This window comes from Streptomyces sp. 7N604 (assembly GCF_052245475.1).
Lineage (GTDB): Bacteria > Actinomycetota > Actinomycetes > Streptomycetales > Streptomycetaceae > Streptomyces.
In genome coordinates, this window is record NZ_JBQQBX010000025.1 from 85977 (window position 1) to 111326 (window position 25350).

A 25350-nucleotide genomic window follows, 5' to 3' on the forward strand; every position below is an offset into this window, starting at 1 on the left:
GCGCTCCTCAGCCTGGGTCCTCACGCCACGTAAGGTGCAACCCCCTGAGTTTCTCTGCAGTTTCGTCCTATTGGTACGTCTATGGTGTGGCGGTGGTCACGGAAGCCTCCCGCCAGCCCTCCAGCGTCGGCGGTCCGAGGCTGCTGCTCCGGCTGACCGTTCCCGCTCTCGTGATCGGGGTCGCGGCAAGCTTGCTGCTCATCGGGGTGGAGAAGCTGGCCGGGCAGCTGGAGCACGTCCTGTGGACCACGCTGCCCGGCACCCTGGGCATCGGCCGCTGGTCGGCCGGCTGGATGCTCGCCGTCCTTACGGACACCGGTCTCGCCGTGGGACTCGTGGCCTGGAAGGTCCCGGGGCACGCAGGCCCGGATCCGGCCACCACCGGGCTGGTGGAGCCCCCCCATGCCCGCCTCCGTCGTGCCGAGCGTGCTGGCCGCCAGCGCGCTGGCCCTCGCGGGCGGCGTGAGCCTCGGTCCCGAGAACCCCGTCACCGTGGCCAATGTCGCGCTCGCGTACTGGTTCGGGCGGCGGGTGGCGCCCGGCAGCCCGGCCGAGCTGTGGGTGTCCCTCGCCGCCGCGGGCACGATCGGGGCGCTGTTCGGGACGCCGGTCGCGGCCGCGCTCGTGCTCACCGAGACACTCGCCGGCGGCACGGTGCAGACGCCGCGCCTGGCGTCGCTGTGGGACCGGCTGTTCGCGCCGCTGGTAGCCGCCGGGGCGGGCTCGATCACGACGGTCCTGATCGCCGAGCCGTCGTTCACCGTCAACCTGCCCGACTATTCCGGCCCGAGGTACGGGGACATCCTGACCGCCATGGTGATCTCCGCAGCCGGAGCGGTGGTCGGCATGGCGGCGGTGTACGCGTTCCCTTACGCCCACCGGGCCTTCAGGGTGCTGCGGCACCCGGTGGCGATGATCACGGCCGGAGGTGTGGTGCTGGGGCTGCTCGGTGCGCTCGGTGGACATCTCACCCTCTTCAAAGGTCTCGATCAGATGCTGGAACTGACGGAGGATCCGGGCGACTGGTCGGCCGGCAGGCTCGCGCTGATGACCGGGGTCAAGCTCGCCGCGGTGGTGGTCGCCTCCACCTGCGGCTTCCGGGGTGGCCGGATCTTCCCCTCGGTCTTCGGCGGCGTCGCACTGGGGCTGTTCGCCCACGCGGTCGTGCCCGAGGCGCACACCACCGTCGCCGTGGTGTGCGGGGTGCTCGGCGTCCTCATGGCGGTCACCCGGCACGGCTGGCTGAGCCTGTTCACCGCGGCTGTCCTGACACCCCAGATCACCATCCTTCCGCTGCTGTGCCTGGCCGCACTCCCCGCCTGGCTGCTGGTGACCGGGCGTCCGCTGATGCAGCTGCGCGAGGACGGCACGTCGGTGCGGTGACGCTCGACGCCATGCGCAGCAACCGGACGGGCCGGGCGGGCGATATGCCCGTATCGTCACGGCGAGAGGAGGCGCCAGCACGATGTCGCTGCACAAGGGACCGGGGCCCGCGGGGGCCGAACGAGCCGGGCTGTCGGTCAACCCCTTCATCGGCCCCGCCGATCCGGTCGGCGGCATGGCCTCGGAGCCGCCCCGCCACCGGCTGCCGAACGGCCCGATGACCCCCGACGCCGCCTTCCAGCTCGTCCACGACGAGCTCATGCTCGACGGCAACTCCCGGCTGAACCTCGCCACCTTCGTGACCACGTGGATGGAGCCGCAGGCCGGTCGGCTCATGGCCGTCTGCCGGGACAAGAACATGATCGACAAGGACGAGTATCCGCGCACCGCCGAGCTCGAGCGGCGCTGCGTGGCCATGCTCGCCGATCTCTGGAATGCCCCCGACCCGACCACCGCCGTGGGCTGTTCCACCACCGGGTCCAGCGAGGCGTGCATGCTCGCCGGGATGGCTCTCAAACGCCGCTGGGCCAAGCGCGCCGCGACGCGGGACGAGGGCGGCCGCTATCCCGGGAGCGCGCGGCCGAACCTCGTCATGGGAACGAACGTCCAGGTCTGCTGGGACAAGTTCTGCAACTTCTGGGAGGTCGACGCCCGCCAAGTCCCCATGGAGGGCGACCGGTTCCACCTCGATCCGCAGGCCGCGGCCGACCTCTGCGACGAGAACACCATCGGAGTCGTGGCCGTACTCGGCTCGACCTTTGACGGGTCCTACGAGCCGGTGGCCGAAGTGTGCAAAGCCCTGGACGCGCTTCAGGAGCGCACCGGCCTCGACATCCCGGTCCACGTGGACGGCGCGTCCGGCGCGATGATCGCCCCCTTCCTCGACGAGGACCTGGTCTGGGACTTCCGGCTGCCGCGCGTCGCCTCCATCAACACCTCCGGTCACAAGTACGGCCTGGTGTACCCGGGCGTGGGCTGGGCCCTGTGGCGCGATGTCGCCGCCCTGCCGGAGGAGCTCGTCTTCCGGGTCAACTACCTGGGCGGCGACATGCCCACCTTCGCGCTCAACTTCTCCCGTCCGGGCGCGCAGGTCGCCGCCCAGTACTACACCTTTCTGCGGCTGGGCCGGGACGGCTTCCGGGCCGTCCAGCAGACGGCGCGGAACGTGGCCCGCTCGCTGGCCGAACGGATCGAAGCCCTGGGCGACTTCCGCATGCTGACCTACGGCGACGAGCTCCCGGTCTTCGCCTTCACCACAGCGCCGGAGATCGCCAACTACGACGTCTTCGACGTCTCCCGGCGGCTGCGCGAGCACGGCTGGCTCGTGCCCGCATACTCCTTCCCGCCCAACCGCGAGGACCTGTGCGCCCTGCGGGTGGTCTGCCGCAACGGCTTCACGGCTGACCTCGCCGAGATGTTCGTCGAAGACCTCCGGACGCTGCTGCCCGAACTTCGAAGCCAGTCCGCGCCCCTGGACCGTCCCGAGTCCGAGGCGACCGCCTTCCACCACTGAGGCATGTCCGGCGGGCCTTTCTCCCATCCCACCCCTCCCCGTCACCAGGGCCCGCGGCGCAGCCGCTGTCGGACACAGCGCCCCTGGTGACGGCAGTCCGGGACGGAGCCACAGACCCCCGCAGGCGCCCAAAATCCGCCGGACACGCGCTGATTCAACAAGCTCATACGGATAAAACCGACCGGCCACGATGCCCCCTCAGTGCGGACGCCCCCGACGGGCGCCGTCACTTTCTGTACACCGCAGCCCGCCGCGAGGTTCCCACCCCGGCCCGCCTCACCTGCTGAGCCGTCGGAAGCGCCCCACCGCCAGCGGGAAGAAGACCGCGAGCAGAACCAGGGGCCAGACCACGGCCATCTGCAGGGAGTGCTGCGCGATCCACGAGTCGCCGCCCCAGCCCGGGTTGGCGAACAGCTCACGGACCGCCGCTGCCGTCGCCGACAGCGGGTTCCACTCCGCGATCGCCCCCAGCCAGCCCGGCATCGCCTCCGGTGACGAGAAGGTGTTGGACAGGAACCCGACCGGCCAGACGAGGATCTGGACGGCCTGGACGAGCTCGGGCCTGCCCGCGACCAGACCGAGGAAGATGCCGATCCACAGCATCGCGAACCGCAGCAGAAGCAGCAGCCCCATGGCGGCGAGCGCCTCACCGAGGCCGCCGTGCCAGCGCCAGCCCATCGCGAGCCCTACCCCGACCATGATCAGCAGACTGACCGCGGACTGGAGCATGTCGGCGACGCTGCGGCCCACCAGCACCGCCGACGGTGTCATCGGCATCGAGCGGAACCGGTCCACGACCCCCTTGTTCAGGTCCTGCGTGATCGCGATCATCGTCGCTTCGAGCCCGAAGGCCATGGTGAGGGCGAGCATGCCCGGGACGAGGAACTCCTTGTAGCCGCCGCCGCCCGCGACGGTCATCCCGCCGCCGATGAAGTACGCGAACATCAGCAGCATCATCACCGGGAAGACGAGGCCGACGACGACCTGGACGGGCTCCCGCGCCCAGTGGGCGAGTTCGCGCCGGGTCATGGTCCAGGAGTCCGCGAGAGCCCAGCCCAGCGTGGAGCCGCCCATGGCCGCGGGAGGGGTTGTGGTGGTCATACGACAGCCTCCTGGTCGTCCCGGTCACCGGCGTCAGGGGCGCCACGGCCGTCATGTGCGGCATGTACGTCTCGGGCGTCACCCGCGCCACTGCCCTCGGGGCCGCTACGGCCCCCCGTGAGGTGCAGGAACACCTCATCGAGCGTGGGCCGCCGCAGGGCGATGTCCTCCGCCTCGATCCCGGCCGCGCCCAGGGCACGTACGGTCTCGGTCAGTGCGGTCATCCGATCGGTCACCGGGGCGCTGACCCGGCGGCCGTCCACATCCGTCTCGACGGCCCCGGCCCGCGCCGCCGAGCCACCCGCAGCCGGGCCGCGCGCCACTGAGCCGCTCACCACCGAGCCGCCCGCCGCCGAGCCGCCCGCCGCCGAGCCGATCAGCGCGGCGGCGCGCGCCAGTTGACCCGCGTCGTGCAGAACGACGTCGATGCGGTCTCCGCCGATCTTGGACTTGAGCTCGTCCGGCGTGCCCTCGGCGATGGCCCGCCCCCGGTCGATCACCGAGATACGGTCCGCGAGCTGGTCCGCCTCCTCCAGGTACTGGGTCGTGAGCAGCACCGTCGTACCGCCGCCGACCAGCGAGCGGACCGCGTTCCACACCTCGGTGCGGCCACGCGGGTCGAGCCCGGTCGTCGGCTCGTCCAGAAAGAGGATCCGCGGGGCGGTGATGAGGGCGGCGGCCAGGTCGAGCCGCCGCCGCATGCCACCGCTGTACTGCTTCACGGCCTTCCGGCCGGCGTCGTCGAGACCGAACCGCCCCAGCAGCTCGTCCGCGCGCGTGCCCGCCCGGCGCGCGCCCAGGTGGTAGAGCCGCCCGAACATCTCCAGGTTCTGCCGACCGCTCAACTCCTCGTCGACTGCGGCGTGCTGACCGAGCAGGCCGATCCGGGAGCGGACCTCGTCGGGCCGGCGCAGCACGTCGAAACCGGCCACCTCGGCGCGGCCGCCGTCGTGCCGCAGCAGGGTGGAGAGGATGCGGACAGCCGTGGTCTTGCCGGCGCCGTTCGGGCCGAGCACCCCGTGGACGGTGCCGGCGGGGACGGTCAGATCCAGGCCGTCGAGGGCCTGCTTGCTCCCGTACGTCTTCCGTAGTCCTTCGACGACGATCGGCAGATCGAAGTCAGTCACAACGCTCGCCTCCAGATTCCTGCTTGTAGTCAAACTTGACTACAGCCTGGAAATTACTGCCCGCTCGACCATTAGTCAAACTTGATTAATCGTGGTCCCGCCCAGCCACGGCCCGCCCGCCGGCTCCACCGGCCCGACCGGCCCCTGGATCTCCCGCCCCCGCCCCCGTCGCGTACGGGTTCTCGACCCCCTCCGGCAGGACGCCCACGAACGGCTCCCCCTCCCCCGCGAAGGCGTACGCTCCGGCCTCGATCCGCTCGATCAGGCCGCGGGTCCACTCGGCGCCGCTGTCGGCCGAGTGGACCCACATGTTCATGATCTCGCCGATGTGGCCGATCGATTCGGGCCCTTCCTCGGGCGTGTAGTACTCGGTCACCGACGAACGCCACCGCTCCAGGCCCTGCACCCGCTCCTTGAGGAGCGCCACCGCCTCCTCACGCGGAAGGTCGACGATGAAGCCGATCCCGGCCGACAGCATGTCGATCTTCTGGTCGTGCCGGGACACCGCCTCGCGCAACAGCTTGAAGTACTCCTCCCGGCCCGCGTCCGTAACCTCGTACTCCGTACGAGGAGGGCCGCCTGCCGTGCTCGGCGCGGTCTCGTGGGCGAGCAGCAGCCCCTGCTTGGCCATCTGCTTGAGGGCGTGATAGATCGATCCGGGCTTGGCGTTGGACCACTCGTGGGCGCCCCAGTACTCCAGGTCGTTGCGCACCTGATAGCCGTGCGCACGCCCGTGCTGGCGGACCGCCCCCAGCACCAGCAGCCGGATCGCTGACATCGCCCGTATCTCTCCGTCTCGCCTGTCGGCCCTGATGGCCCCGCGTGTGGCCTGCGCCTATGCCTATGCCTATGGCGCCACAGTAGCCGGGACAGCGCGCTATTCAACCTTGACTAGCCTCGGCGACCAGCGCGAAAGCGGTCTTGCCGTCCAGCGACTCGCGGATGATGTCGGCGTGGCCCGCGTGCCGCGCGGTCTCCTCGATGAGGTGCAGCACCAGCCAGCGCATCGAGACCCGCGAAGCCGGCGGGAACCAGGGCGCCTCGGGCAGCGGGAAGGTGTCGTCGAGGCTGGGCACCGAGCGGATCCACTCCTCGGTCTCCCGCGCCGTCTTGTCCCAGAAGGCGAGCGTGCCCGCGACGCTCTCGCCCTCGACGAGGCGGAAGCTGTCGGCCCAGGTCTCCTCGGTCCGCGCGACTTCGCTGGGCCGCTGCTGGGCGCGGCGGAGCCAGCCGAGTTCGGTCTCGGCGACGTGCTTGAGGAGCCCGGACAGGGAGAGTTCGCTGGCGCTCGGCTTCTGCGCCGCCTGCTCGTCCGTGAGGCCGAGGAGCGTGCGGCGGACGCCGCCGCGCTGGGCCTCGAGGAAGGCGAGGAGGGCGCCGCGCTCATCGCCGTGGGCCTCGGGGAGTACGTGCGTGGGCATGGGGTCCGCCTTTCGTCACGCAGCCTCGCGCTGCGTCGCGTTGGTGTCGTCCGTCCTTCTCGACACCCACGACGCTATGGGCCCTTGCGGTCAGACTCTGTCCGCAATCCCCGCGCCGGAGAGAATCCGCGCGCGAAAATTCCGTACGCCAAGGACCCGCGCGATCAAGGAACCGCAAACCGCTACGAGGAACTGCGCTACGAATGCGTCGCCTCGGAAGCCTGGCAAGGCCGGCCTCAGAAGGGGAAGCCGCTGCGCCCGTGCTGGATGGAGATCCACTTCTGGGTGGTGAACGCCTCCACCATGGAATCGCCGTTCAGCCGCCCGATCCCGGAGTGCTTCTCGCCCCCGAAGGGCACGATCGGCTCGTCGTGGACCGTACTGTCGTTGATGTGGATCATGCCGGTCTGGATCCGCTGGGCGATCCGGACGCCCCGCTCGATGTCGCCCGTGTGCACCGCGCCGCTCAGGCCGTACGGGGTGTCGTTGGCGATCCGTATCGCCTCCTCCTCCCCGTCGAAGGGCACCACGAGCGCCACCGGCCCGAAGATCTCCTGCGACAGGACGGGCGAGTCGGCCGGAAGCCCCGTGAGCACGGTGGGGGCGACCAGGTTCCCCTCGGTGCCGCCCCGCACCAGGGCCCTCGCGCCCGCCTCGACCGTCGTCTCGACGAGCGCCGAAACCGCCTCGGCCTGCGAGGAGTTGATGAGCGGACCGATGTGGGTCTCCGGGTCCGCCGGGTCGCCGACCTTCAGGGCCTTCACCTTGGCGACGAACTTCTCGGTGAACTCCTTCTCGACCGTGCGGTCCACGAGCACCCGGTTCGCCGCCATGCAGACCTGCCCCTGGTGCACGAACCGGCTGAAGACCGCCGCGTCCACCGCGTAGTCGACGTCGGCGTCGTCGAGCACGATGAGCGCGCTGTTGCCGCCCAGCTCGAGGACGACGCGCTTGAAGTTGGCCGCGCAGACGGTGGCGACGTGCCGCCCCACCTTGTCGGAGCCCGTGAAGGAGATGACCTTCGGCACCGGGTGCTCGAGCAGCGCGTCGCCGATCTCCGCGATGTCGGTGACCACGACATTGAGCAGGCCTGAGGGCAGGCCCGCGTCCTCGAAGACCTTGGCCACCAGAGTCCCGCCGCAGATCGGCGTGTTCTGGTGCGGCTTGAGGACCACCGCGTTGCCGAGCGCCAGCGCCGGGGCGATCGACTTGATGGACAGCAGGAAGGGGAAGTTGAAGGGGCTGATGACCCCGACGACACCGACCGGCACGCGGTAGAGGCGGTTCTCCTTGCCATCGACCGGTGAGGGGAGGATCCGGCCTTCGGGCCGCAGCGCCAGCTGCATCGCCTCGCGCAGGAACTCCTTGGCGAGGTGCAGCTCGAAGGCCGCCTTCAGCCGGGTGCCGCCCAGCTCGGCGATGATCGCCTCGGTGAGCTCCTGATCGCGGTCCTCGATGATCCGCAGGGCCCGTTCGAAGACGAGGCGGCGCGTGTACGGGTTGGTGTCGGCCCAGGCGCGCTGCGCGCGTTCCGCGGCCCGGTACGCCTGGTCCACCTCGCCGACCGTGGCGACGGTGATCGAGGCCAGCTTCTCGCCGTCGTAGGGGTTGAAGTCGATGATGTCCCAGGAGCCGCTGCCGGCCCGCCACTCGCCGTCGATGTACTGATGGGCCAGGTCTGTGAAGTAGGACATGCCATCCCTATCTGGAGGCCGGGGCGTCCGTGCGGGCGCCCGCGGACGCGTGTGCCGACAGTGCGTACTCCTGATGGCACGTCATCGTAGTGATGTGTCAGGCGCGTTGGAGGATCTTGGCCAGGAGGCCACGGCTCTCCTTCGGGCTCAGGCTGTCCTCGTGCAGCCGGTGCATCGCCTGCTCGTACTGGCTGACGTCCTCGCGCTTGTCGAGGTAGAGCGCGCTGCTGAGCTGCTCCAGGTAGACGACGTCGGGGAGGTCGGACTCGGGGAAGCGGAGCAGTGTGAAGGCACCGCTCTCGCCCGCGTGGCCACCGAAGCGGAACGGCATGATCTGCAGGGTCACATTGGGCCGTTCCGAGATCTCGATGAGGTGGCGGAGCTGCCCGCGCATAACCGTTCCGTCACCGTACGGGCGGTGCAGCGCGGCCTCGTCGAGCACCACGTGGAAGTCGGGCGCGCGCTCGGCGACCAGCAGCTTCTGGCGCTCCAGACGCAGCGCGACGCGCCGCTCGACCTCGCTCGGGGAGGCGTCGGGCTGGCCGCGGACCACGACGGCGTGGACGTAGTCCTCGGTCTGCAGCAGCCCGTGCACGAACTGCACCTCGTAGCTGCGGATGAGCGAGGCCGCACCCTCCAGCCCCACATATGTCTGGAACCAGCCGGGCAGCACATCGCCGTAGCTGTGCCACCACCCGGCGACGTTGGCCTCCCGGACCAGGCTGAGCAGCGCGTCCCGCTCGGCCTCGTCGGTGACGCCGTAGAGCGTCAACAGGTCCTCGACGTCCCGCGCCTTGAAGCTCACCCGGCCCAGCTCCATACGGCTGATCTTCGATTCTGAGGCGCGGATCGAGTAGCCCGCGGCCTCACGCGTAACACCGCGGGCCTCACGGAGGCGCCTGAGCTGGGAGCCGAGCAGGATGCGACGCACCATCGAGCCGCTCGACCCACCCGCCCCGTCCATACCGTTTCCCGGCTGCACTGTGCTCATTGACCGACTGCCTGTCTCCGTTGGTGATGCACTGCGACCGTCGACGTGCCGAGTGTGCCACCTCTGGGCTCCGTTGCGTGCCCGCGCGGTTACACAGACCTGAAGTAGTCGGGTGAGGCTACGAAACCGGCCGCAGGAAGAATTGGGGCCGAAACCACACGCGTATACTCAAGTCCGGCGCGTGCACGTGCATCTGCCCTTGCATCTGCCGTACGCATTGGGAACCATGGTCCACGAGCACAGCACGCCGCCTTGACCGATTCCTATAGGGCCAGGAGTGCCACGCATGGGGACCGAAGGATCGACCATGCTCGAGCCGTTAAGGCAGGGCCTCCCTCCCGTTGACCCCACGAGCGTGTCGAGTTCCGTCTCCTGCTCGCTCGCCGCTCGCTACGAATCGGTCAAAGGAGCGCGCGAGTTCACCAAGTCCGCGCTTCAACGGTGGGAGCTGAACGAACAGTTCGACGATGTGGCACTGGTCGTTTCCGAACTGGTCACCAATGCACTCCGCCACGCGCTCCCCCGGGGCTCCAACGGCGCACCGGACCCCCCGGTCCGCCTTCATCTGATGCACTGGACCTCGCGCCTGGTCTGCGCCGTGCGGGACCCCAGCGACGAGTGTCCGGTCGCCCGGGACACCTCTCCCGGGGACCTGGACTTCGCGGCCGAATGCGGCCGCGGGCTCCATCTGGTGGAGGCCGTCAGCGACAGTTGGGGGTGGCATCCCCTCGCCGGGACCTTGAGAGGCAAGGTCGTCTGGGCCCTCTTCCGCCTCCCGCCCACGAGATTCCCGCTGTGACGCACCAGTCGGACCCCTCGTGCTCTCCCCCTGAACCCCCGGTGATCCCCTGACCCGCCCTGGTCGGTGACCCGCCCTAGTCGACCAGGTGGTCGAACTCCCCGTCCTTGACGGCGAGCAGCAGCGCCTCCACCTCGGCCGTGGTGTAGATGAGCGCAGGCCCATCGGGGAATCGCGAATTGCGCACCGCCACACCGCCGTCCGGCAGCTTGGCCAACTCCACGCAAGCGCCTTGTGAGTTACTGCGCCGGCTTTTCTGCCATGCGACACCCCCGAGATCCGCAGCCGCCATGCCGTTCCGGTACGGGTGGTGCACAGGACTCTCCCGAGGTAGTTGTGTGCATCAACTGACCTGGGATCATAGCTGCGTTCACGTGCCGTTGCATGGGCGAATGCACGTGCACAGGCCGTGTCGGAATCGCTCCGCACTGTTGTTCCCCGGGCTACTTGGCCTTCGAGGAGTACGGCAGTAGCGCCATTTCCCGGGCGTTCTCGATGGCACGGGCCAGCTCGCGCTGCTGCTGCTCCGTCACGCGCGTGACCCGCCTGCTGCGGATCTTGCCCCGGTCGGAGATGAACTTCCTCAGCAGATCGGTGTCCTTGTAGTCGATGTGAGTGACGCCGAGAGCGTCCAATGGGTTGGGCCGGGGCCTGGAATTCCTGCGGGCTTCGCTGCGTCGGGCCATGAGGAGCCTTTCTCCGGGGAGTTGGGAGGGGCGGGGGGCTGGGGTATGCGGGATATTCAGGAAACGGGGTCGAGGAGCGAGTCGAAGGCGGGCGGCAGTTGCTTCCACGCCTCGCGCCCCGCCTCGTATTCGGCGTCCGTGAGCAGGCAGGATTCGAGGAGCTCGAGCAGTCCTTCGCGGTCCAGGCCCGGCGAGGTGAAGACGAGGTGCTGGGCGCGGTCGCCGTGTTCGGGGTCCCAGTCCAGGGCCGCGGCCGCGCGGCGCACCGGCGGGACCATCTCCCAGGCCGCGTCCGGCAGCGCGGCCAGCCAGGGCCCGGCGTTCTCCACGCACAGCGCCCCGCCCGCCGCGTCCCACGACAGCAGCGTGTCCGGCCGGTCGGCGAGCCAGAAGCGGCCCCGGCTGCGGGCCGCTGCGCACGTCAGGTCCTCCAGCGCCGCGTACAGCCGCTCCGGGTGGAACGGCCGGGTGCGGTGCCAGACCGTCGTCGTGACGCCGTGCTCCTCGGCCTCCTGGGGCAGCTGCGCGCAGGCGGGGTGCAGGCGCGACGCCGCGGCCTCGACGTCGAAGCCCTCGAGGGCCGCGGCCGCCAGCGCGCCCGTGCCGGTCGGCACCTGACGGGCGGTCGGGTGGAGCTGGCTCAGCAGCGCGAGGTCGGCCGGGTCCGGCTCCTCGCCGCCCTCCGGCGGGGCGATGGCGAGCACCGGCGGGTACTCCAGCTGCCGGGCCCAGGTGTCGGCGACGGTGCGCCGGTCGCTCGCTGCGGCCGCGAGGCCGGCCTCGGCCAGGTCGTCGCCGCAGCTCAGGTACGGGACGAGGAGCGAGGGGTCGACGACGGTGATCACACCGGTCAGCTCCAGCGCCTCGCCGCTGAGCGCGGCCACCACCTCCGCCATGGCCTTGGGCTCGACGGAGTCCCACAGCTCGACGACGGCGAGGCGGCACAGCCCGCCGTCCGCGAGCCGCTCCAGCTCGGGTACGAGGTCCTCGCGCAGCGCGCAGCAGGCGCAGTCGTTGATGAGCGGGGCCTCACCGGTGCCGAACACGCCGCCGCTGTCGCGGACCGTGCGCAGCACCGTTCCCTCGCCTGCCGTCGCCAGGTCGTGGTGGAGCGCCACGCTGCCGGGGACCGTGCGCAGCAGCCCCTCGACGGCGGCCCTGCGGGCGTCGGCGTGCAGCCCCGCGACCAGCGCCACAGGGAGCCGGTCGCGGCCGCCGGGCCCCCGACGGTCCCGATCGTGACTACCTCTGTCGTGACTGCCCCGGCTGTGATCGCCTCGGCCGTGATCACCTCGGCTCTCCATCAGCGGGCCTCGCGCTTGCCGTAGCGGCGCTCGAAGCGCTCGACGCGCCCCGCGGTGTCCAGGACGCGGGTCCTGCCGGTGTAGAAGGGGTGGCTCGCCGAGGAGATCTCGACGTCGATCACCGGGTAGGTGTTGGCGTCCTCCCACTCGATCGTCTTGTCGCTGGTCGCCGTCGAGCGGGTGAGGATGGCGAAGTCGGACGCGGTGTCGCGGAAGGCGACGGGGTGGTACGGGGGGTGGATTCCGGGCTTCATGGGCTGTCGGTCCTCCTTCAGCGCTCTTCGCGGAACGTCACGTGGCGGCGTGCGACCGGGTCGTACTTGCGCAGCTGGAGCCGGTCGGGGTCATTGCGGCGGTTCTTACGGGTCACGTACGTGTAGCCCGTTCCGGCCAGGGACCGGAGCTTGATGATCGGGCGTAGTTCGTTGCGGGCCATGGGGGCTACTATACAGAAATGGTTTCCATTTTCATTAGGAGGTTCTGAGCCTTGTCGGCCCACTGCCAGCTGACCGGCGCCAAGCCGGGCTTCGGGAACACCATCTCCCACTCGCACCGCCGCACCAGGCGGCGCTTCAACCCCAACATCCAGTCCAAGCGCTACTGGCTGCCCAGCCAGCGCCGCTACGTCCGGCTCACGCTGAGCGCAAGGGGCGTCAAGACGGTGGACACGATCGGCATCGAGAAGGCCGTCGCCCGCATCCGGGCACGAGGGGAGCGCGTCTGATGGCGAAGAAGAGCAAGATCGCGAAGAACGAGCGGCGGCGGGCGGTCGTCGCCCGGTACGCGGCCAGGCGCGCCGAGTTGAAGGAGATCATCCGCAACCCGCGCACCCCGGAGGACGAGCGGATCGCCTCCCGGCGGGAGCTCGGCCGCCAGCCGCGCGACGCCAGCGCGACGCGGGTGCGCAACCGGGACTCGGTGGACGGGCGCCCCCGCGGCTACTTCCGTACGTTCGGCCTGTCCCGGGTCCGGCTGCGCGAGCAGGCGCACGCCGGATTCCTGCCGGGCGTACGCAAGTCGAGCTGGTAGCCCGCCGCCCCTGCCGAGCTGGTGCGGCGGGCCTCGCCGCCACCGCCGCACCTCCGGCCCTGCACAACTCTTCGCCCACCCGCCCCTTTGGTGGGTGAAGAGTTGTGCACGGAGCCGCGCCGCGGATTCCGCGTCCGCACGTCCGCGCGTCCGGCTCATCCCGCGGGCGGGCCCGCGCTCTCCTGGTCCAGCGGGAAGGTGCCTGCCGTCTCCGTCACATCCTCCAGCGCCTCCAGGAGCAGTTCGGCCCCGCGCCGTACGAGCCGGTCCTGGCCGCCCGGCCGCTTCTCCCAGGCGTCGAAGGCCGTCTCCACCTCGTCCCAGCGCGGCGCGCGGCCCTCGCTCAGCTCCCGCGCACCCCGCTCCGTGGCCACCCGCAGCGCCTCGGCGAACCGCGCCGCCTCGGGCACCGGTTGGGCGCCCCGCTCCGGAGGATGCGCCTCCAGCAGCATCGCGGCCCGCCCCAGCGCCGCCATCGCGTCATGGGCGGCGTCCGCGGTCGCACGTGTCAGGCCGGGGTGGCGTACGGGCTCCCGCTTGGCGCGGGCCAGGGCCTCTTCCCAGGCGGCCCGCGCCGTACGGGCGGCCAGCAGCGCCTCGCGCACGGCACGGGCGCGCCGCGGGTCCGCCGGGTCGGCGAAGCCGTCCATCACCGCGGCGGCGTAACGGCCGTTCGCGGCCAGCCAGTCCGCGAGCCGGTCCAGCAGCCGGGGGGTCTCCCAGGCCGGGAAGACGGCGTACGCGATCATCGCGAGCGCGCCGCCGAGCAGGGTGAGCAGCACCCGGTCGGGGACGGTCTGCTGCCAATCCGAACCGCCCATGCCGAGCAGGAAGACCACGTACGCCGCCACGCACGCCTGCGTGACGACGTATCCGGTGCGCATGAGCAGGTACATGAGCGCGACGGAGATCACCGCCAGCGCGCCCGAGAGATAGGCGCCGGGGCTGGTCAGCTGCACGACGCCGGTGGCCACGCCCACGCCGACGAGAGTTCCCGCGAGTCGGGCCACCACGCGCGCGTACGTCCGGTGGAAGTCCGGGCGCATCACCAGGACCGAGGTCATCGGGGCCCAGTAGCTGTGGCTCAGGGACAGCGCGGAGCCGAGCAGCTGGCCGAGCGAGGCGACGGCGGAGAGGCGTACGGCGTGGCGCAGGACCGGGGAGTCATGGCGGAGTTCGCCCCGCGCGGCGCGGGCCGCGGACGCCACGAGGGCGGGCATCGCCGGGCGCAGCAGCGGCGCGGCGTCCGGCCGGTCGGCGGAGGCGAACGAGACGGCGCGGGACGACGAGGAGCCGCCGGGCTCCGCGCTCTCCAGTGCCTCGCCCAGCAGCGCGACGAGCCGCGCCTCCGCACGCTTCGCCGCGCCCGTCAGCCGATCGGCGTCCCTCGCCCGCAGCACCTCCACCACGGCCGCGGGCACCCGGGCGGGCTCGCCGTGCCGGATCGAGCGGGCCGCCGCGTCGAGGACCGAAGCCGCCGCGTCGAGCAGTTCACGTGCCCGGTCGCGCTCGGGCCCCGCCGCCGCGGCACCGACCGCGGGGTCGGCGAGCGACCCGAGCACGGGCCTGATGCGCTCCGCGAGGGCGCGGCTGCCGTGGAGTTCGGCCGGGCGCCGCCGCGCCTGCCACGGCGTCACGGCGGCCGCGGCGCGCGCCGTCATCAGCGGCTCCGGGTCGAACAGCGCCTCCGGGTCGTGCCGCAGCCGCCGCGCGTAGTCCGCAACGGCCGCGAAGGCGTCGGCGAGCGCATCCCGCTGAGCGCCCCATCTGCGGACCGGGAACAGCACGATCAGCGCGGCCTGTACGAGCGCGCCGAAGGCGATCACGGCGGCGTGCCCGAGCGCGCCCGGCACGGTGGACGGGATCGTGACGGTCACCAGCATGATGCCGACCGTCAGCGATGCGACGATCCCCGAGGTCGGCCCGATGGCCCAGGCGAGTCCTGCGAGGAACGCCCACACCGCGAGCAGCACGACGAACAGTCCCCAGTGGCCGTCGGCGGCGAGAAAGCCGACGAAGGTGCTGACCGCGAGTCCGGCACCGGCGGCGAGGGCCAGCCACGCGCGCGGGCGCCAGGTGCGCTGGAAGGTGGCGACCCCGGCGGCGAACGCGCCGAAGGCGGAGGACGCGGCGAAGGCGGGCGAGACCAGCCACAGGGCGAGGCCGATGACCAGCGCCATCCCGGCCGCCCCGCGCAGCGCGACGAGCGGCTCGAGCCGTGCCCGCTCGACCGTCAGCCCGGAACGTACGGTCTCCCTCAGCACGCGCAGCCACATACCGGCCTCACCCCCTCAGCGCCGTCGCGCTCGGCGGCCGCCGCTCTCGGTGCCCGCCGCCCCTCAGCGGCCACAGCGCTCAGTGGCTGCCTCAGCGGTTGGCGCCTCAGTGGTCGCCGCCTCAGTTGGTTGGCACCTCAGTGGTCGCCGCCCTCGTCGATCAGGCGGCGCACCTCCCGGTCGATCAGCCCGAGCCGGGCCTCGGCGACCAGCGGCACCGCCCGCCGCTGGCGCCGCGCCTCGTGCAGGTCGATGTCGACCGTGACGATGCCCGGCTCCCACTTCGGGGCCTGCGCGACGACCGCGCCGCGCGGGTCGACCACCCGCGAACCGCCCCAGAAGGACGCGCCGTTCTCGTTCCCGACCCGGTTGACGAAGACGACCCAGCACTGAAGCATCTTGGCGGTGTAGGAGATCAGGGTCTCCCAGTACAGCCCGGTGTCCATGGCCTCCGGGTCCAGGCTCGCCGCACTGTTGGTCGGTACGACGATGAGCTCCGCCCCGTCCTGCACCGCCAGCCACGGTACGACGGGCTGCCAGGCGTCGTTGCACACCAGCATGGCCGCCCGGCCGTGCCCGCCCGGCACCTCGAACGCGCGCATCGACTGCCCCGGGCTGACGTGCTTGCGCTCCTCCCAGGCCAGATAGGTGGGCAGGAAGAGCTTGCGGTGGGCGTGCACCAGCCCGCCGTTCGAGTAGTAGGCGGCCGTGTTGTACGCACGCAGGCTGGTGTACTCGTGGAAGCCGAGGACCACGTCCGCGCCGAGCTCGCTCAGCGCCAGCAGCCGGGGGTCGCGCGCCTCGACGGACGTATCGCGCCTCAGGGCGCCCAGGTGGTAGCCGTTGACGCTCAGCTCGGGGAAGACGACGAGGTCGGCGCTCTGGGCGGCGGCCTGTTCGATCTGCTCGCGGGCGACGTCGAGATTCGCGTCGACATCGCCCAGCACGCAGTCCGTCTGTGCCAGCGCCACCCGCATTGCTCGCTCCACTCCTCGTTCGACTCGGCTCGGCTCGATTCAGCTCGATTAGGGTCATCCAGACTTTTCATATGTTCCCCGGCAACCTTGCCATAGCCTCTCCGCCAGGAGGGAGACTGCTTCGGTACGCGCGAGCGTGCGCGCGTACCGGCGGCGAACGGGGAGATGCGTGCTCAACGTGACCCAGGACCAGGTGCTGGCGTGGCGGCTGCGGCAGCAGAGCCTCGCGCCGCGTACGGCCTCGACCGTCGAGCAGCTCGTCGAGCGGCTCGCCGGGGTCCAGGCACAGGTCGCCTCGTCGGCCGAGCCGGCCGTCGCCACCCGGCAGCGCAGGCGAAGGCGGGCGCGGTGGACAAGGCCCTGGCGGCCCGTACGGTCGCCAGGACCTGGGCGATGCGTGGTCGCTGCTCGCCGCCGCCCGCACGTGGGAGAAGCCCGTCTGGCAGCGCAACTTCGGGGTGTCGCCGCGCCAGATGGAAGCGCTCGGCGACGCCGTCGAGGAGCTGCTGGACGGCGGGCGTTCGCTGAGCCGGGCGGAGCTGGCCGAGGCGCTCGTCGCCCGTCCCGGCTTCGGCGAGCTCCGGGACCAGCTGACCTCGGGGTGGGGGACGGTCCTGAAGCCGCTGGCGTGGACCGGTCGCCTGTGTCACGGCCCGGGCGAGGGCGGCCGTACGACCTTCGTCTCGCCGCGCTCGTACGTCCCCGGCTGGAAGGGCGTCCCGGAGCCCGAGGCCGCGGCCCAGGTCGCCATCCCCGCCTACCTGCGGGCCCACGACCCGGCGACCGCCGAGGCGTTCGACGCCTGGCTGATCCGCGGGATGACGCGGAAGGCCGACCTCCGGGCCCGCTTCGCCTCGCTCGGCGGCCGCCTGGCGGAGGTCGAGGTCGACGGCGAGCACGCGTACGTCCTGGCGGAGGACGCGGAGGCCGTGGCCCGCGTCCGGCCGTCGAAGGAGGTACGCCTGCTGGCCGCCTTCGATCAGTACGTCCTCGGACCCGGAACGGCCGACGCGCGCGTCATCGCGGCCGGGCGCCGCAAGGCCGTCAGCCGCACGGCGGGCTGGATCGCCCCGGTTGTGGTGCACCGGGGGCGGGTGGCGGGGGTGTGGGACCTCACGGACGAGGGCACGGTGGACGTCCAGCTCTTCGAGGAGAGCCCGGAGGTCCCGAGGGACGCGCTGGAGTCGGAGCTGGCGCACCTGGCCGCTTGCACGGGGCGGGTGCGGGGGCTCTCCGTGCGTGCGGTGTGAGCGGGGGCGTTGGGCAGAGGGCTCGAGCGGCGGGGCGTGAGCAGGGGGCCTTGAGCGGGGGCGAGAACCGGGGGCGGCCGGGGGCCGTCAGTCGCGCCAGTCCCGCCGGTCCCGCCTGAGGGCCGCAAAGTGGCGGCCCGTGTGGGTCCACTCCTCGACCGGTGTCCAGCCCGCGGCCGCGGCTTCGCGGAGGAGGGCGGTCATGCCCACCCTGGCCCAGGGGAAGTCCGTGTCGCAGCGCGGGCCAGGACCCGTACGGGCATCCAGTCCATGGCCGGAACCCCTATGCGTACACGGGCCTGTGGCCGGACGGGCGGCGCGGCCGTCGTCTATGCGGACGCGGACCCGCTCGTCGACGTCCGCCGGGGCCGCCTCGACCAGGGCCAGGCCGCCCGGGGCGACGATCCCCGCGACGCGTTCGAGCAGGGCGCGCGGGTCGCCGCCGATGCCGATGTTGCCGTCGATCAGCAGCGCCGTACCCCAGCGGCCCTCCCCCGGCAGCGGGTCGAACACCGAGCGGCGCAGCGCGGAGCCGCCCTCGCGGACCGTACGGGCGACAGCCGCCGGGCTGACATCGATGCCCAGGGCCGGGCGTCCCTTCGCCACCAGGGCCGCGACCAGCCTGCCGGGGCCGCAGCCGATGTCGAGCACGGTCCCTTCGCAGCGGCGCAGCACGGTCATGTCGGAGGTGTCGGCGCCGGCGCACCAGCGCTCGACCTCGAGGGGGAGCAGCCAGCCGTCGGCGCGGCGGAGGAAGAGCGGGCCGCGGCCGGTGCGGAGGGCGGCGGCGTACGGGTCGGCGCGCCAGGGGGTCGCGGGCGCGGATGCCGCCGCGGCGGCCACGGCGGATGCTGCGGCGGTCGCGGCGGTCGTCGAGGCCTTCGCCGCCTTCGGCGCTTCCGAGGCTTCGGGCGCTTCCGGCACTTCCGGCACTTCCGGCACTTCCGACGCCCTGGACGCGTACGGGGTCACCGCGTTCCCGCCCCGGCCATGCGGGCGACCGCCGCGGCGAACCGGCTGCCCGGCGCCGCGGCCGCCACCGCTGCGGCGTCGGCCGGCGTGTCGACGTCGCGCAGCGGCGGCAGATCCCGCACGAGCAGCCCGGCGCCGGTGAGCCGCTGCCGCTGTACGGCGCCGGTGTCGGCGGCCGACATCGGTATGCCGCGCAGCAGTTCGGGGTCCGGAGCCGCCAGGCCCAGGGCCCAGAAGCCGCCGTCAGCGGCCGGTCCGAACCAGGCGTCGCAGCTCCGCCAGGCGTGCTCGCCCAGCGCCGGGGCGAGCAGCGCGGGCGTGACCTGCGGAGTGTCCATCCCGATGAGCAGCGCCGGTCCATCGCAGCCGCCGAATGCCGCCGCGAGCCGCTCGTCGAGACCGCCGCGGCCCTGCGGCACCACTTCGATACCCGGCGGCAGCCACGGCCCGGTGCCGCCCTCGAGCACGAGCACGCGCCGCCGCGCGGGCGCGGCGAGCACGGCGTCGAGCGTGTCGGCGAGCGCGGCGGCAGCGAGCTCCGCGGCCTCCTCCGGGGTGTACGCGGGCGTGAGCCGCGTCTTCACCCGGCCGGGCACCGGTTCCTTGGCGATGACGAGGAGCGTGGTACCCCCGCCGCACCCGGCGACCCCACGGGCAGTCCGCGGGGCCGCGTCCGGCGCATGGCTCTTCGCGCGGGGGGCGGGTTCGCCGGCGGTCATTCGGTGGCCGTCCGTTCGCGGGGCGCCGGGGAGGGTGGTGGCTGGTGGAGGACGGCGCGCATGTCGTGGACGGCGTGCCATGTGCCGCGCCAGGTGCCGGTGACCTTCGAGGTCCCGGTGCGTGGCAGGTACGGCACGTCCCGCTCCTCGATGTGCCAGCCCGCGTCCGCCGCCCGTACGACCATCTGGAGCGGGTAGCCGCTGCGCCGGTCCGTCAGGTCGAGGTCGAGCAGGGCCTCGCGCCGGGCGGCGCGCATCGGGCCGAGGTCGCGGAGCGTCACACCCGTACGGCGCCGGAGCATCCGTGCGAGGGCCAGGTTGCCCACGCGCGCGTGCAGCGGCCACGCGTTCCAGGACTGCGGCCGTCTGCGGCCCAGCACCAGGTCCGCGGACCCCTCCTCCACGCGCCGTACGAGACCGGGCAGCAGCCCGGGGTCCAGCGAGGCGTCGCAGTCGCAGAAGCAGACGATCCCGGCGTCGGATGCCAGGAGCCCGGTGTGGCACGCGGATCCGAAGCCGCGCTGCGGCTCGTGCACCACCGTGGCGCCCAGCTCACGCGCGATCTCGGCGGAGCCGTCGGTCGAGCCGTTGTCGACCACGACGGCCCGCCAGCCCTCAGGGATGCGCTCCAGCACCCACGGGAGGGCAGCGGCTTCGTCCAGACAGGGGAGCACGACGTCGACGTCGGCTGCAGTCGAGTTGGTCACCCTCATCACCGTACGAATCCGGCATGGACATTTCGGACCTTGGATCCTTACGAAACGCGGACGTCGGGCGGCTGCGGTCGCCCGGACCGCTGCGGACGCCGCGCCGGGTGCCACGCTGGGAGCATGCAGAATCCGGCACCGCCACCGTCCACGACGTCCACGCCGACCGCGCCGCCGCCCGGCCGCGTACTCGTCGTGGACGACGACCCGACCGTCGCCGAGGTCGTCGCGGGCTACCTCGACCGCGCGGGCTACGCCGTCGACCGCGCCGCCGACGGGCCCGCAGCCCTGGCCAGCGCCGACACCCGGTGGCCCGATCTGGTGGTGCTCGACCTGATGCTGCCCGGCATGGACGGCCTCGAAGTGTGCCGGGTGCTGCGCGAGAAGGGGCCGGTGCCGGTCATCATGCTCACCGCGCGGGGCGACGAGGACGACCGGATCCTGGGCCTGGAGATCGGGGCCGACGATTACGTCACCAAGCCGTTCAGCCCGCGTGAGCTGGTGCTGCGCGTCGAGTCCGTGCTGCGCAGGTCGCGTGCCGCCGTGAGCGACGCCGTACGGGGGGCCGGGAGCGGGACCGTAGACGGCCGAGGTGCCGGAGGGGCCGGTGCGCGGATCGGTGCCGCAGGTCTCGAGCTCGACCCGGCCGCCCGCCGCGCCACCAAGGACGGCCGGGAACTCGCCCTCACCCTCCGCGAGTTCGACCTCCTCACCTACCTCCTCCGCCACCCCGGCCGGGCGTGCGGCCGCGAGGAGCTGATGCGGGAGGTGTGGGGCTGGGAGTTCGGCGATCTGTCGACCGTCACCGTCCACGTGCGGCGGCTGCGCGGAAAGATCGAGGACGACCCGGCCGCGCCGAAGCTGATCACGACCGTGTGGGGCGTCGGCTACCGCTTCGACCTGCCGGGGGACTCAGCGGATCAGGGACCGGGGACTGAGGATTGAGGGACTGGGGACCACCATGCACGATCTGCTGCTCATCGCCCTCTACGCCTTCCTCGGCGCCGCCGGAGCCGGGCTGCTGGGCGCGCTCGCCGTACGCCTGCTGCGCCACCGCTCGGTGGCCGTCTCCCTGACGGTCGTCGCGGCGGTCGCGGTGACGGCGATGCTGGCCGGAACCCTGGCCGTCGCCTGGGCGATGTTCCTGTCGCCGCACGACCTGACCGTGGTCACGACGGTCGTGGCGATGGCCGCGGTCGTCTCCCTCGCGACCGCGCTGCTCCTCGGCCGCTGGGTGGTCGCGCGCAGCAACGAGCTGACCCGGGCGGCCCGTTCCTTCGGCGATGGCGGCAGCTTCGCGGCCCCCGACGGCGAGGCCACGGCCGAACTCGCCGAGCTGGGCCGCGAACTGGCCGCCACCAGCGCCAGGCTCGCCGAGTCGCGGGAGCGCGAGCGCGCGCTCGACGCCTCGCGACGCGAGCTCGTCGCCTGGATCTCGCACGACCTGCGCACCCCGCTCGCCGGCCTGCGCGCCATGTCCGAAGCCCTGGAGGACGGCATGGTGGAGGACCCCGAGCGCTACCACCGCCAGATCCGCACCGAGGTCGAGCGCCTGAACTCGATGGTCGGCGACCTCTTCGAGCTGTCCCGCATCCACGCGGGCGCGCTGTGCCTGTCGCCGAGCCGGATGTCCGTCTACGACCTGGTGGGCGACGCGCTCGCGGGGGCCGACCCGCTGGCGCGCGAGCTGGGCGTACGGCTGGTGGGGGACCGCGTGGAGGCGGTGCCGGTGGAGGTGGACGGCAAGGAGATGACGCGGGTGCTGGGCAACCTGCTCGTCAACGCCATCCGCCGCACCCCGGCCGACGGCACGGTCGCGGTGGCCGCGCAGCGCCAGGCCGACGACACGGTGGTCCTGTCGGTCACGGACGGCTGCGGGGGCATTCCGGAGGAGGACCTGCCGCGCGTGTTCGACACGGGCTGGCGCGGCAACCACGCCCGCACGCCGACGCTCCCCCTGGGGGCACCTCCCGGGCCGCCAGGCCCAGGGGGACTACCGCTGGGGGGACCCCCACCGGCGGGGGCGGGCCTGGGGCTGGCGATCGTCCGCGGCATCGTCGAGGCCCACGCGGGCCGGGCGGGCGTCCGCAACGTGGAGGGCGGCTGCCGCTTCGAAGTGACCTTGCCGGCGGCCGGGCGGTAGGTACCGGCCGCTAGGCCGCTGCCCGGAGAGGGGCGTGGGCGAACTCCGTCATTCCCTCCGTGAATCCGATCCGCGGGCGCCAGCCCAGTTCCGTCGTCAGGCGGTGCGAGGACGCCGTGATGTGGCGGACGTCGCCGAGACGGTACTCGCCGGTGACGACCGGCGGCGGGCCGCCGTGGGCCGCGGAAAGAACCGTCGCCATCTCCCCGACCGTGTGCGGCTCCCCGCTGCCGGTGTTGTAGGCGCGAAAGGATCCCGGGGCCTGCCCCGGGAGGGCCGCCAGCGCCGTGGCGTTGGCCGCCGCCACATCCCGTACGTGCACGAAGTCCCGCCGCTGCCCGCCGTCCTCGAACACCCGCGGCGCCTCGCCGCGTTCCAGCGCCGAGCGGAAGAAGGAGGCCACGCCCGCGTACGGGGTGTCGCGCGGCATGCCGGGCCCGTAGACGTTGTGGTAGCGCAGCGATACCGCGCGCCCGCCGGTCGCCCGGGCCCAGGCCGCGGCCAGGTGCTCCTGGGCGAGTTTGGTGGTCGCGTAGACGTTGCGCGGGTCGGCCGGGGCGTCCTCGGTGACGAGGCCGGGCTGCAGCGGCTCCCCGCAGGCCGGGCACGTGGGCTCGAAGCGGCCCGCCTTCAGGTCGTCCGCGGCGCGCGGGCCCGGCCGGACCGTGCCATGGCGCGGGCAGCCGTAGCGCCCCTCCCCGTACACCACCATCGACCCGGCCAGCACCAGCTCCCGTACCCCGCTCGCGGCCATCGCGGCGAGCAGCACGGCCGTGCCGAGGTCGTTGCAGGCGACGTAGTCCGGCGCGTCCGCGAAGTCCTTGCCGAGGCCGACCATCGCGGCCTGGTGGCACACCGCGTCCACGCCCCGCAGCGCGCGGTCGACCAGCACCCGGTCCCGTACGTCGCCGTGGAACCACTCGGCGCCTTCAGGGGCGGGCGGCGTTCCGGAACGGCGGCGTGGGTGGGCCGACGGGAGCAGGGCGTCGAGGACGACCGGCTCGTGGCCGAGACCGGCCAGGGCGGTGACGATGTGCGAGCCGATGAAGCCCGCCCCTCCTGTCACGAGTACGCGCATGCCGGCGACGCTACGGCCGCGGCGGCGCGGGTCGTACGGGTACGCACCGCGCCGTCACGGGTCCGTAAGGTCCTGGGCCTTGGACCGTGTCCCTGGCCGGTGGATCCCCGGACACGGCCTCGGCCCAGCCGTCAGCGGCGTGCTCTCGAACGGTCGAGGGCGGCCACTCCGGCGGCCGCCAGGCCGACCTGGATGAGCAGTTCGAGCCAGTCCACGCCTTCCGTGTCGGCGACGTCGAGCCCGTAGGCGAGGGCCGTTCCGAGGAGCGCGGCGACGATGCCGACGAGAACCGTCAGCAGGACGCCGATCCGCTGCCGGCCCGGCAGGACGAGCCGGCCGAGCACCCCGATGATGATGCCGATGATGATGGCGCTGATGATGCCGGAGATCTCCATGGGGTCCTCCCACGGCTACGCTGCAAGGGGCTTCCGACGAAGTCCTGCGGTACGTGTGCCCATCTTGAGCCGTGCCACTCTGCCCAGGAGGCCCGAACCCCGGGGCACGCCCCGGGCGGTAGTCCCCGGGGCTACGCGCTTGGGACCACAAGACCCGGACGACGCGCCCGGCTCTACCGGTCCCGGAAGGCCAGGACTGTCTCGACCGTGTCCGCCTCCGCCGCTGTCTTGTCCTCGCGGTAACGCAGCACGCGCGCGAAGCGCAGCGTCACGCCCTCCGGGTAGCGGGTGGACCGCTGCACCCCGTCGAAGGCGATCTCCACCACCAGCTCGGGCCGTACGGTCACCACCCACCCGTCGTCGCTGACCGCGAGCTCCCGCAGCCGCTCGGTCTGCCAGGCCAGCATGACGTCCGTCAGCCCCTTGAAGGTCTTGCCGAGCATGGCGAACGAGCCGTCGGGGCGACGCGCGCCCAGGTGGAGATTCGACAGCTTGCCGGTGCGCCGCCCGTGCCCCCACTCGGCGGCCAGCACCACCAGGTCGAGGGTGTGCACGGGCTTCACCTTCAGCCATGAAGCACCGCGCCGCCCCGCGCTGTACGAGGAGTCCAGCGCCTTGACCACGACACCCTCGTGGCCGCGGGCCAGCACCCCGTCAGCGAACGCCCGCGCCCCGGCCCGGCTCTCGTCGTCCCGCGGATCCTCGACCGCCAGGCGGCGTACGCGCAGCGGCTCCGGTACGACGCGGGCCAGCTCCGCGTGCCGCTCGGCTGCGGGCAGCGCCAGCAGGTCGCGGCCGTCGACCGACAGCAGGTCGAAGAAGACGGGAGAGAGCGGCAGCGACGCCTGCGCGCTCGTGACGTCGAGACGGGAGCCGACCCGCCCCGCCGTCTCCTGGAACGGCCGCGGCCGCCCGTCCTCGCCCAGCGCGATGACCTCCCCGTCCAGGACCGCCCGCTCGGCCGCCAACCTCCGTGCTGCCGATACGACTTCGGGGAGCCGGTCGGTGATCTCGTCCAGCGTGCGGGTGAAGACCCGTACGTTCTCGCCGTCCCGGTGCACCTGCATCCGGATGCCGTCGAGTTTCTCCTCGATCGCGCAGGGGCCGAGCCTGTCGAGCGCCTCGTCCACGTCCTTGGCGGTCTGCGCGAGCATCGGGAGGACGGGGCGGCCCACTTCGAGCCGGAAGTCGGCGAGCGCGGCGGGTCCGCGCGCGAGCAGCGCCTCGGCGACCGCGCCGAGCGAGCCGCCGAGCATGACCGCGCGCCGTACGTCGCCGGGGACCGCCCCGACCGCGGCCGACAGGCCCTCGACGGCGAACGCATCCAGCGCGCCCTGCCGCAGCTCGCCGCTGATCAGCCCGAACAGGAAGCGCTGCTCGTCGCCGGTCGCGGCGGACAGCAGCTGCTGCAGCAGCCGCTTGCGTTCGGCCTGCGAGCCTTTGCCGGCCACGGCGGCGATCCGGTCCAGCACGTGATGGACGTGGAGGACGGACAGGCCCGGCTCGGCGGCGGGCGCCACGGGGTCGCGCAGGGCGCTCCAGCCCACGCCGATCTTGCGCTGGGGCAGTCTGCCCGCGAGATACGTGATCACGATCGGCGCCTCGGCGGGCTCCGCCTTGCGGAACAGCCCGGCCAGCAGGGCGACCTTCTCCGTACGGGCGGAGGTGGCGGCGACCTCCCGCGAGGTCCGCGCGATGTCAGCCAGCAGCATGTGCCCATTACACCTCGCCGGGTTGTGGGCAGTCGTTCCGCAGGGGCGATGGGGGTGCCCCCATCGCCCCTGC

The 25350-nt window shown here is 72.5% G+C and carries 26 protein-coding genes and 1 pseudogene; 8 read left to right on the top strand and 19 right to left on the bottom strand.

Translation table 11 applies throughout. From position 1 onward, the window contains the following. Positions 1-92: 92 nt before the first annotated feature. A pseudogene (locus ACTWP8_RS26255) lies at positions 93-1383 on the top strand (ion channel protein). An 82-nt stretch (positions 1384-1465) separates the two neighbouring features. Continuing rightward, entirely contained in the window at positions 1466-2896 is a 1431-nt protein-coding gene (locus ACTWP8_RS26260) for a glutamate decarboxylase (RefSeq protein WP_443324578.1), read from the top strand. A 276-nt stretch (positions 2897-3172) separates the two neighbouring features. On the opposite strand, the gene ACTWP8_RS26265 is transcribed toward ACTWP8_RS26260, so the two are convergent. The 6 genes from ACTWP8_RS26265 to ACTWP8_RS26290 all read right to left on the bottom strand — a co-directional run bounded on the left by ACTWP8_RS26265 (position 3173) and on the right by ACTWP8_RS26290 (position 9230). Further along, complete coding sequence (locus ACTWP8_RS26265) at positions 3173-3997, bottom strand: ABC transporter permease (RefSeq protein WP_443324579.1); 825 nt, start codon at positions 3995-3997, stop codon at positions 3173-3175. Further along, positions 3994-5124 carry an ATP-binding cassette domain-containing protein gene (locus ACTWP8_RS26270; protein WP_443324580.1) on the bottom strand — a complete coding sequence of 377 codons (1131 nt, stop codon included), beginning with the start codon at positions 5122-5124 and terminating at the stop codon, positions 3994-3996. Before ACTWP8_RS26270 ends, ACTWP8_RS26265 begins: the two co-directional genes overlap by 4 nt. 85 nt (positions 5125-5209) lie before the next feature. Then, a complete protein-coding gene (locus ACTWP8_RS26275) occupies positions 5210-5902 on the bottom strand; it encodes a PadR family transcriptional regulator (protein WP_443324581.1) in 693 nt (230 codons plus the stop codon). A gap of 103 nt (positions 5903-6005) precedes the next feature. Then, the gene (locus ACTWP8_RS26280) at positions 6006-6545 is read right to left on the bottom strand and encodes a DinB family protein (protein ID WP_443324582.1); all 540 of its coding nucleotides are present in this window, start codon (positions 6543-6545) and stop codon (positions 6006-6008) included. Between the two features lie 236 nt (positions 6546-6781). Next, positions 6782-8239: an aldehyde dehydrogenase family protein gene (locus tag ACTWP8_RS26285; protein ID WP_443324583.1), complete on the bottom strand. Its 1458-nt coding sequence runs from the start codon at positions 8237-8239 to the stop codon at positions 6782-6784. A gap of 97 nt (positions 8240-8336) precedes the next feature. Next, positions 8337-9230, bottom strand: coding sequence for a helix-turn-helix domain-containing protein (locus ACTWP8_RS26290; protein WP_443324584.1), 894 nt, complete (start codon positions 9228-9230; stop codon positions 8337-8339). A 286-nt stretch (positions 9231-9516) separates the two neighbouring features. Between ACTWP8_RS26290 and ACTWP8_RS26295 the strand changes: the two genes are divergently transcribed. Then, positions 9517-10029, top strand: coding sequence for an ATP-binding protein (locus tag ACTWP8_RS26295; protein ID WP_443324585.1), 513 nt, complete (start codon positions 9517-9519; stop codon positions 10027-10029). A gap of 76 nt (positions 10030-10105) precedes the next feature. On the opposite strand, the gene ACTWP8_RS26300 is transcribed toward ACTWP8_RS26295, so the two are convergent. The 5 genes from ACTWP8_RS26300 to rpmG all read right to left on the bottom strand — a co-directional run bounded on the left by ACTWP8_RS26300 (position 10106) and on the right by rpmG (position 12455). Then, positions 10106-10345: a DUF397 domain-containing protein gene (locus ACTWP8_RS26300; protein WP_443315685.1), complete on the bottom strand. Its 240-nt coding sequence runs from the start codon at positions 10343-10345 to the stop codon at positions 10106-10108. Positions 10346-10472: 127 nt separating this feature from the next. Further along, a complete protein-coding gene (rpsR, locus tag ACTWP8_RS26305; RefSeq protein ID WP_443324586.1) occupies positions 10473-10715 on the bottom strand; it encodes a 30S ribosomal protein S18 in 243 nt (80 codons plus the stop codon). A gap of 56 nt (positions 10716-10771) precedes the next feature. After that, positions 10772-11911, bottom strand: a complete 1140-nt coding sequence (locus ACTWP8_RS26310; protein WP_443324587.1) for a GTP-binding protein — start codon at positions 11909-11911, stop codon at positions 10772-10774. Between the two features lie 107 nt (positions 11912-12018). Continuing rightward, the gene (locus ACTWP8_RS26315; RefSeq protein ID WP_443324588.1) at positions 12019-12273 is read right to left on the bottom strand and encodes a type B 50S ribosomal protein L31; all 255 of its coding nucleotides are present in this window, start codon (positions 12271-12273) and stop codon (positions 12019-12021) included. Between the two features lie 17 nt (positions 12274-12290). Beyond that, positions 12291-12455 carry a 50S ribosomal protein L33 gene (gene rpmG, locus ACTWP8_RS26320; protein ID WP_443324589.1) on the bottom strand — a complete coding sequence of 55 codons (165 nt, stop codon included), beginning with the start codon at positions 12453-12455 and terminating at the stop codon, positions 12291-12293. Between the two features lie 51 nt (positions 12456-12506). On the opposite strand from rpmG, the gene rpmB reads away from it, so the two are divergent. Together rpmB and rpsN are read left to right on the top strand one after the other, a co-directional pair. Further along, positions 12507-12743, top strand: coding sequence for a 50S ribosomal protein L28 (rpmB, locus tag ACTWP8_RS26325; RefSeq protein ID WP_443324590.1), 237 nt, complete (start codon positions 12507-12509; stop codon positions 12741-12743). Further along, positions 12743-13048, top strand: coding sequence for a 30S ribosomal protein S14 (gene rpsN / locus ACTWP8_RS26330; protein ID WP_443324591.1), 306 nt, complete (start codon positions 12743-12745; stop codon positions 13046-13048). Before rpmB ends, rpsN begins: the two co-directional genes overlap by 1 nt. 155 nt (positions 13049-13203) lie before the next feature. Here the strand turns inward: rpsN and ACTWP8_RS26335 are convergent, their stop codons facing one another. After that, positions 13204-15324 carry an FUSC family protein gene (locus ACTWP8_RS26335; protein ID WP_443324592.1) on the bottom strand — a complete coding sequence of 707 codons (2121 nt, stop codon included), beginning with the start codon at positions 15322-15324 and terminating at the stop codon, positions 13204-13206. A 137-nt stretch (positions 15325-15461) separates the two neighbouring features. Further along, positions 15462-16301 carry a nitrilase-related carbon-nitrogen hydrolase gene (locus ACTWP8_RS26340; RefSeq protein WP_443324594.1) on the bottom strand — a complete coding sequence of 280 codons (840 nt, stop codon included), beginning with the start codon at positions 16299-16301 and terminating at the stop codon, positions 15462-15464. A gap of 404 nt (positions 16302-16705) precedes the next feature. Here ACTWP8_RS26340 and ACTWP8_RS26345 point away from each other — a divergent pair, with 404 nt between their 5' ends. Next, positions 16706-17551 (top strand): DNA glycosylase AlkZ-like family protein, encoded by an 846-nt coding sequence (locus tag ACTWP8_RS26345; protein WP_443324632.1) that lies wholly within the window; start codon positions 16706-16708, stop codon positions 17549-17551. An 87-nt stretch (positions 17552-17638) separates the two neighbouring features. Here the strand turns inward: ACTWP8_RS26345 and ACTWP8_RS26350 are convergent, their stop codons facing one another. Genes ACTWP8_RS26350 through ACTWP8_RS26360 form a run of 3 tightly spaced genes read right to left on the bottom strand, consistent with a single transcriptional unit; the run spans position 17639 to position 19955 of the window. Continuing rightward, a complete protein-coding gene (locus ACTWP8_RS26350; protein ID WP_443324595.1) occupies positions 17639-18493 on the bottom strand; it encodes a methyltransferase domain-containing protein in 855 nt (284 codons plus the stop codon). 26 nt (positions 18494-18519) lie between these two features. Further along, positions 18520-19242 carry a TIGR04282 family arsenosugar biosynthesis glycosyltransferase gene (locus tag ACTWP8_RS26355; protein WP_443324596.1) on the bottom strand — a complete coding sequence of 241 codons (723 nt, stop codon included), beginning with the start codon at positions 19240-19242 and terminating at the stop codon, positions 18520-18522. Then, on the bottom strand, positions 19239-19955 hold the full coding sequence (locus tag ACTWP8_RS26360) for a glycosyltransferase family 2 protein (RefSeq protein WP_443324597.1): 717 nt from the start codon (positions 19953-19955) through the stop codon (positions 19239-19241). Before ACTWP8_RS26360 ends, ACTWP8_RS26355 begins: the two co-directional genes overlap by 4 nt. Before the next feature lie 117 nt (positions 19956-20072). On the opposite strand from ACTWP8_RS26360, the gene ACTWP8_RS26365 reads away from it, so the two are divergent. Both ACTWP8_RS26365 and ACTWP8_RS26370 read left to right on the top strand, forming a co-directional pair. Next, positions 20073-20894 carry a response regulator transcription factor gene (locus ACTWP8_RS26365; protein ID WP_443324598.1) on the top strand — a complete coding sequence of 274 codons (822 nt, stop codon included), beginning with the start codon at positions 20073-20075 and terminating at the stop codon, positions 20892-20894. A 16-nt stretch (positions 20895-20910) separates the two neighbouring features. Beyond that, positions 20911-22092: a sensor histidine kinase gene (locus tag ACTWP8_RS26370; protein WP_443324599.1), complete on the top strand. Its 1182-nt coding sequence runs from the start codon at positions 20911-20913 to the stop codon at positions 22090-22092. Between the two features lie 10 nt (positions 22093-22102). On the opposite strand, the gene ACTWP8_RS26375 is transcribed toward ACTWP8_RS26370, so the two are convergent. The 3 genes from ACTWP8_RS26375 to ACTWP8_RS26385 all read right to left on the bottom strand — a co-directional run bounded on the left by ACTWP8_RS26375 (position 22103) and on the right by ACTWP8_RS26385 (position 25277). Then, the gene (locus ACTWP8_RS26375) at positions 22103-23170 is read right to left on the bottom strand and encodes an NAD-dependent epimerase/dehydratase family protein (RefSeq protein ID WP_443324600.1); all 1068 of its coding nucleotides are present in this window, start codon (positions 23168-23170) and stop codon (positions 22103-22105) included. Between the two features lie 131 nt (positions 23171-23301). Next, on the bottom strand, positions 23302-23565 hold the full coding sequence (locus ACTWP8_RS26380) for a GlsB/YeaQ/YmgE family stress response membrane protein (protein ID WP_443324601.1): 264 nt from the start codon (positions 23563-23565) through the stop codon (positions 23302-23304). Between the two features lie 173 nt (positions 23566-23738). Beyond that, positions 23739-25277, bottom strand: coding sequence for an ATP-dependent DNA ligase (locus ACTWP8_RS26385; protein WP_443324602.1), 1539 nt, complete (start codon positions 25275-25277; stop codon positions 23739-23741). Positions 25278-25350: the final 73 nt, after the last annotated feature.

Bases quoted from the DNA above. Each gene is read 5' to 3' on its own strand.
- rpmG (WP_443324589.1), bottom strand. From the start codon at position 12,455: ATGGCCCGCAACGAACTACGCCCGATCATCAAGCTCCGGTCCCTGGCC.
- ACTWP8_RS26380 (WP_443324601.1), bottom strand. From the start codon at position 23,565: ATGGAGATCTCCGGCATCATCAGCGCCATCATCATCGGCATCATCATC.
- ACTWP8_RS26360 (WP_443324597.1), bottom strand. From the start codon at position 19,955: ATGAGGGTGACCAACTCGACTGCAGCCGACGTCGACGTCGTGCTCCCC.
- ACTWP8_RS26340 (WP_443324594.1), bottom strand. From the start codon at position 16,301: ATGCGGGTGGCGCTGGCACAGACGGACTGCGTGCTGGGCGATGTCGAC.
- rpsN (WP_443324591.1), top strand. From the start codon at position 12,743: ATGGCGAAGAAGAGCAAGATCGCGAAGAACGAGCGGCGGCGGGCGGTC.
- ACTWP8_RS26385 (WP_443324602.1), bottom strand. From the start codon at position 25,277: ATGCTGCTGGCTGACATCGCGCGGACCTCGCGGGAGGTCGCCGCCACC.
- ACTWP8_RS26265 (WP_443324579.1), bottom strand. From the start codon at position 3,997: ATGACCACCACAACCCCTCCCGCGGCCATGGGCGGCTCCACGCTGGGC.
- ACTWP8_RS26280 (WP_443324582.1), bottom strand. From the start codon at position 6,545: ATGCCCACGCACGTACTCCCCGAGGCCCACGGCGATGAGCGCGGCGCC.
- ACTWP8_RS26370 (WP_443324599.1), top strand. From the start codon at position 20,911: ATGCACGATCTGCTGCTCATCGCCCTCTACGCCTTCCTCGGCGCCGCC.
- rpsR (WP_443324586.1), bottom strand. From the start codon at position 10,715: ATGGCCCGACGCAGCGAAGCCCGCAGGAATTCCAGGCCCCGGCCCAAC.
- ACTWP8_RS26295 (WP_443324585.1), top strand. From the start codon at position 9,517: ATGGGGACCGAAGGATCGACCATGCTCGAGCCGTTAAGGCAGGGCCTC.
- ACTWP8_RS26355 (WP_443324596.1), bottom strand. From the start codon at position 19,242: ATGACCGCCGGCGAACCCGCCCCCCGCGCGAAGAGCCATGCGCCGGAC.
- ACTWP8_RS26275 (WP_443324581.1), bottom strand. From the start codon at position 5,902: ATGTCAGCGATCCGGCTGCTGGTGCTGGGGGCGGTCCGCCAGCACGGG.
- ACTWP8_RS26285 (WP_443324583.1), bottom strand. From the start codon at position 8,239: ATGTCCTACTTCACAGACCTGGCCCATCAGTACATCGACGGCGAGTGG.
- ACTWP8_RS26335 (WP_443324592.1), bottom strand. From the start codon at position 15,324: ATGTGGCTGCGCGTGCTGAGGGAGACCGTACGTTCCGGGCTGACGGTC.
- ACTWP8_RS26260 (WP_443324578.1), top strand. From the start codon at position 1,466: ATGTCGCTGCACAAGGGACCGGGGCCCGCGGGGGCCGAACGAGCCGGG.
- ACTWP8_RS26375 (WP_443324600.1), bottom strand. From the start codon at position 23,170: ATGCGCGTACTCGTGACAGGAGGGGCGGGCTTCATCGGCTCGCACATC.
- ACTWP8_RS26365 (WP_443324598.1), top strand. From the start codon at position 20,073: ATGCAGAATCCGGCACCGCCACCGTCCACGACGTCCACGCCGACCGCG.
- ACTWP8_RS26290 (WP_443324584.1), bottom strand. From the start codon at position 9,230: ATGAGCACAGTGCAGCCGGGAAACGGTATGGACGGGGCGGGTGGGTCG.
- ACTWP8_RS26315 (WP_443324588.1), bottom strand. From the start codon at position 12,273: ATGAAGCCCGGAATCCACCCCCCGTACCACCCCGTCGCCTTCCGCGAC.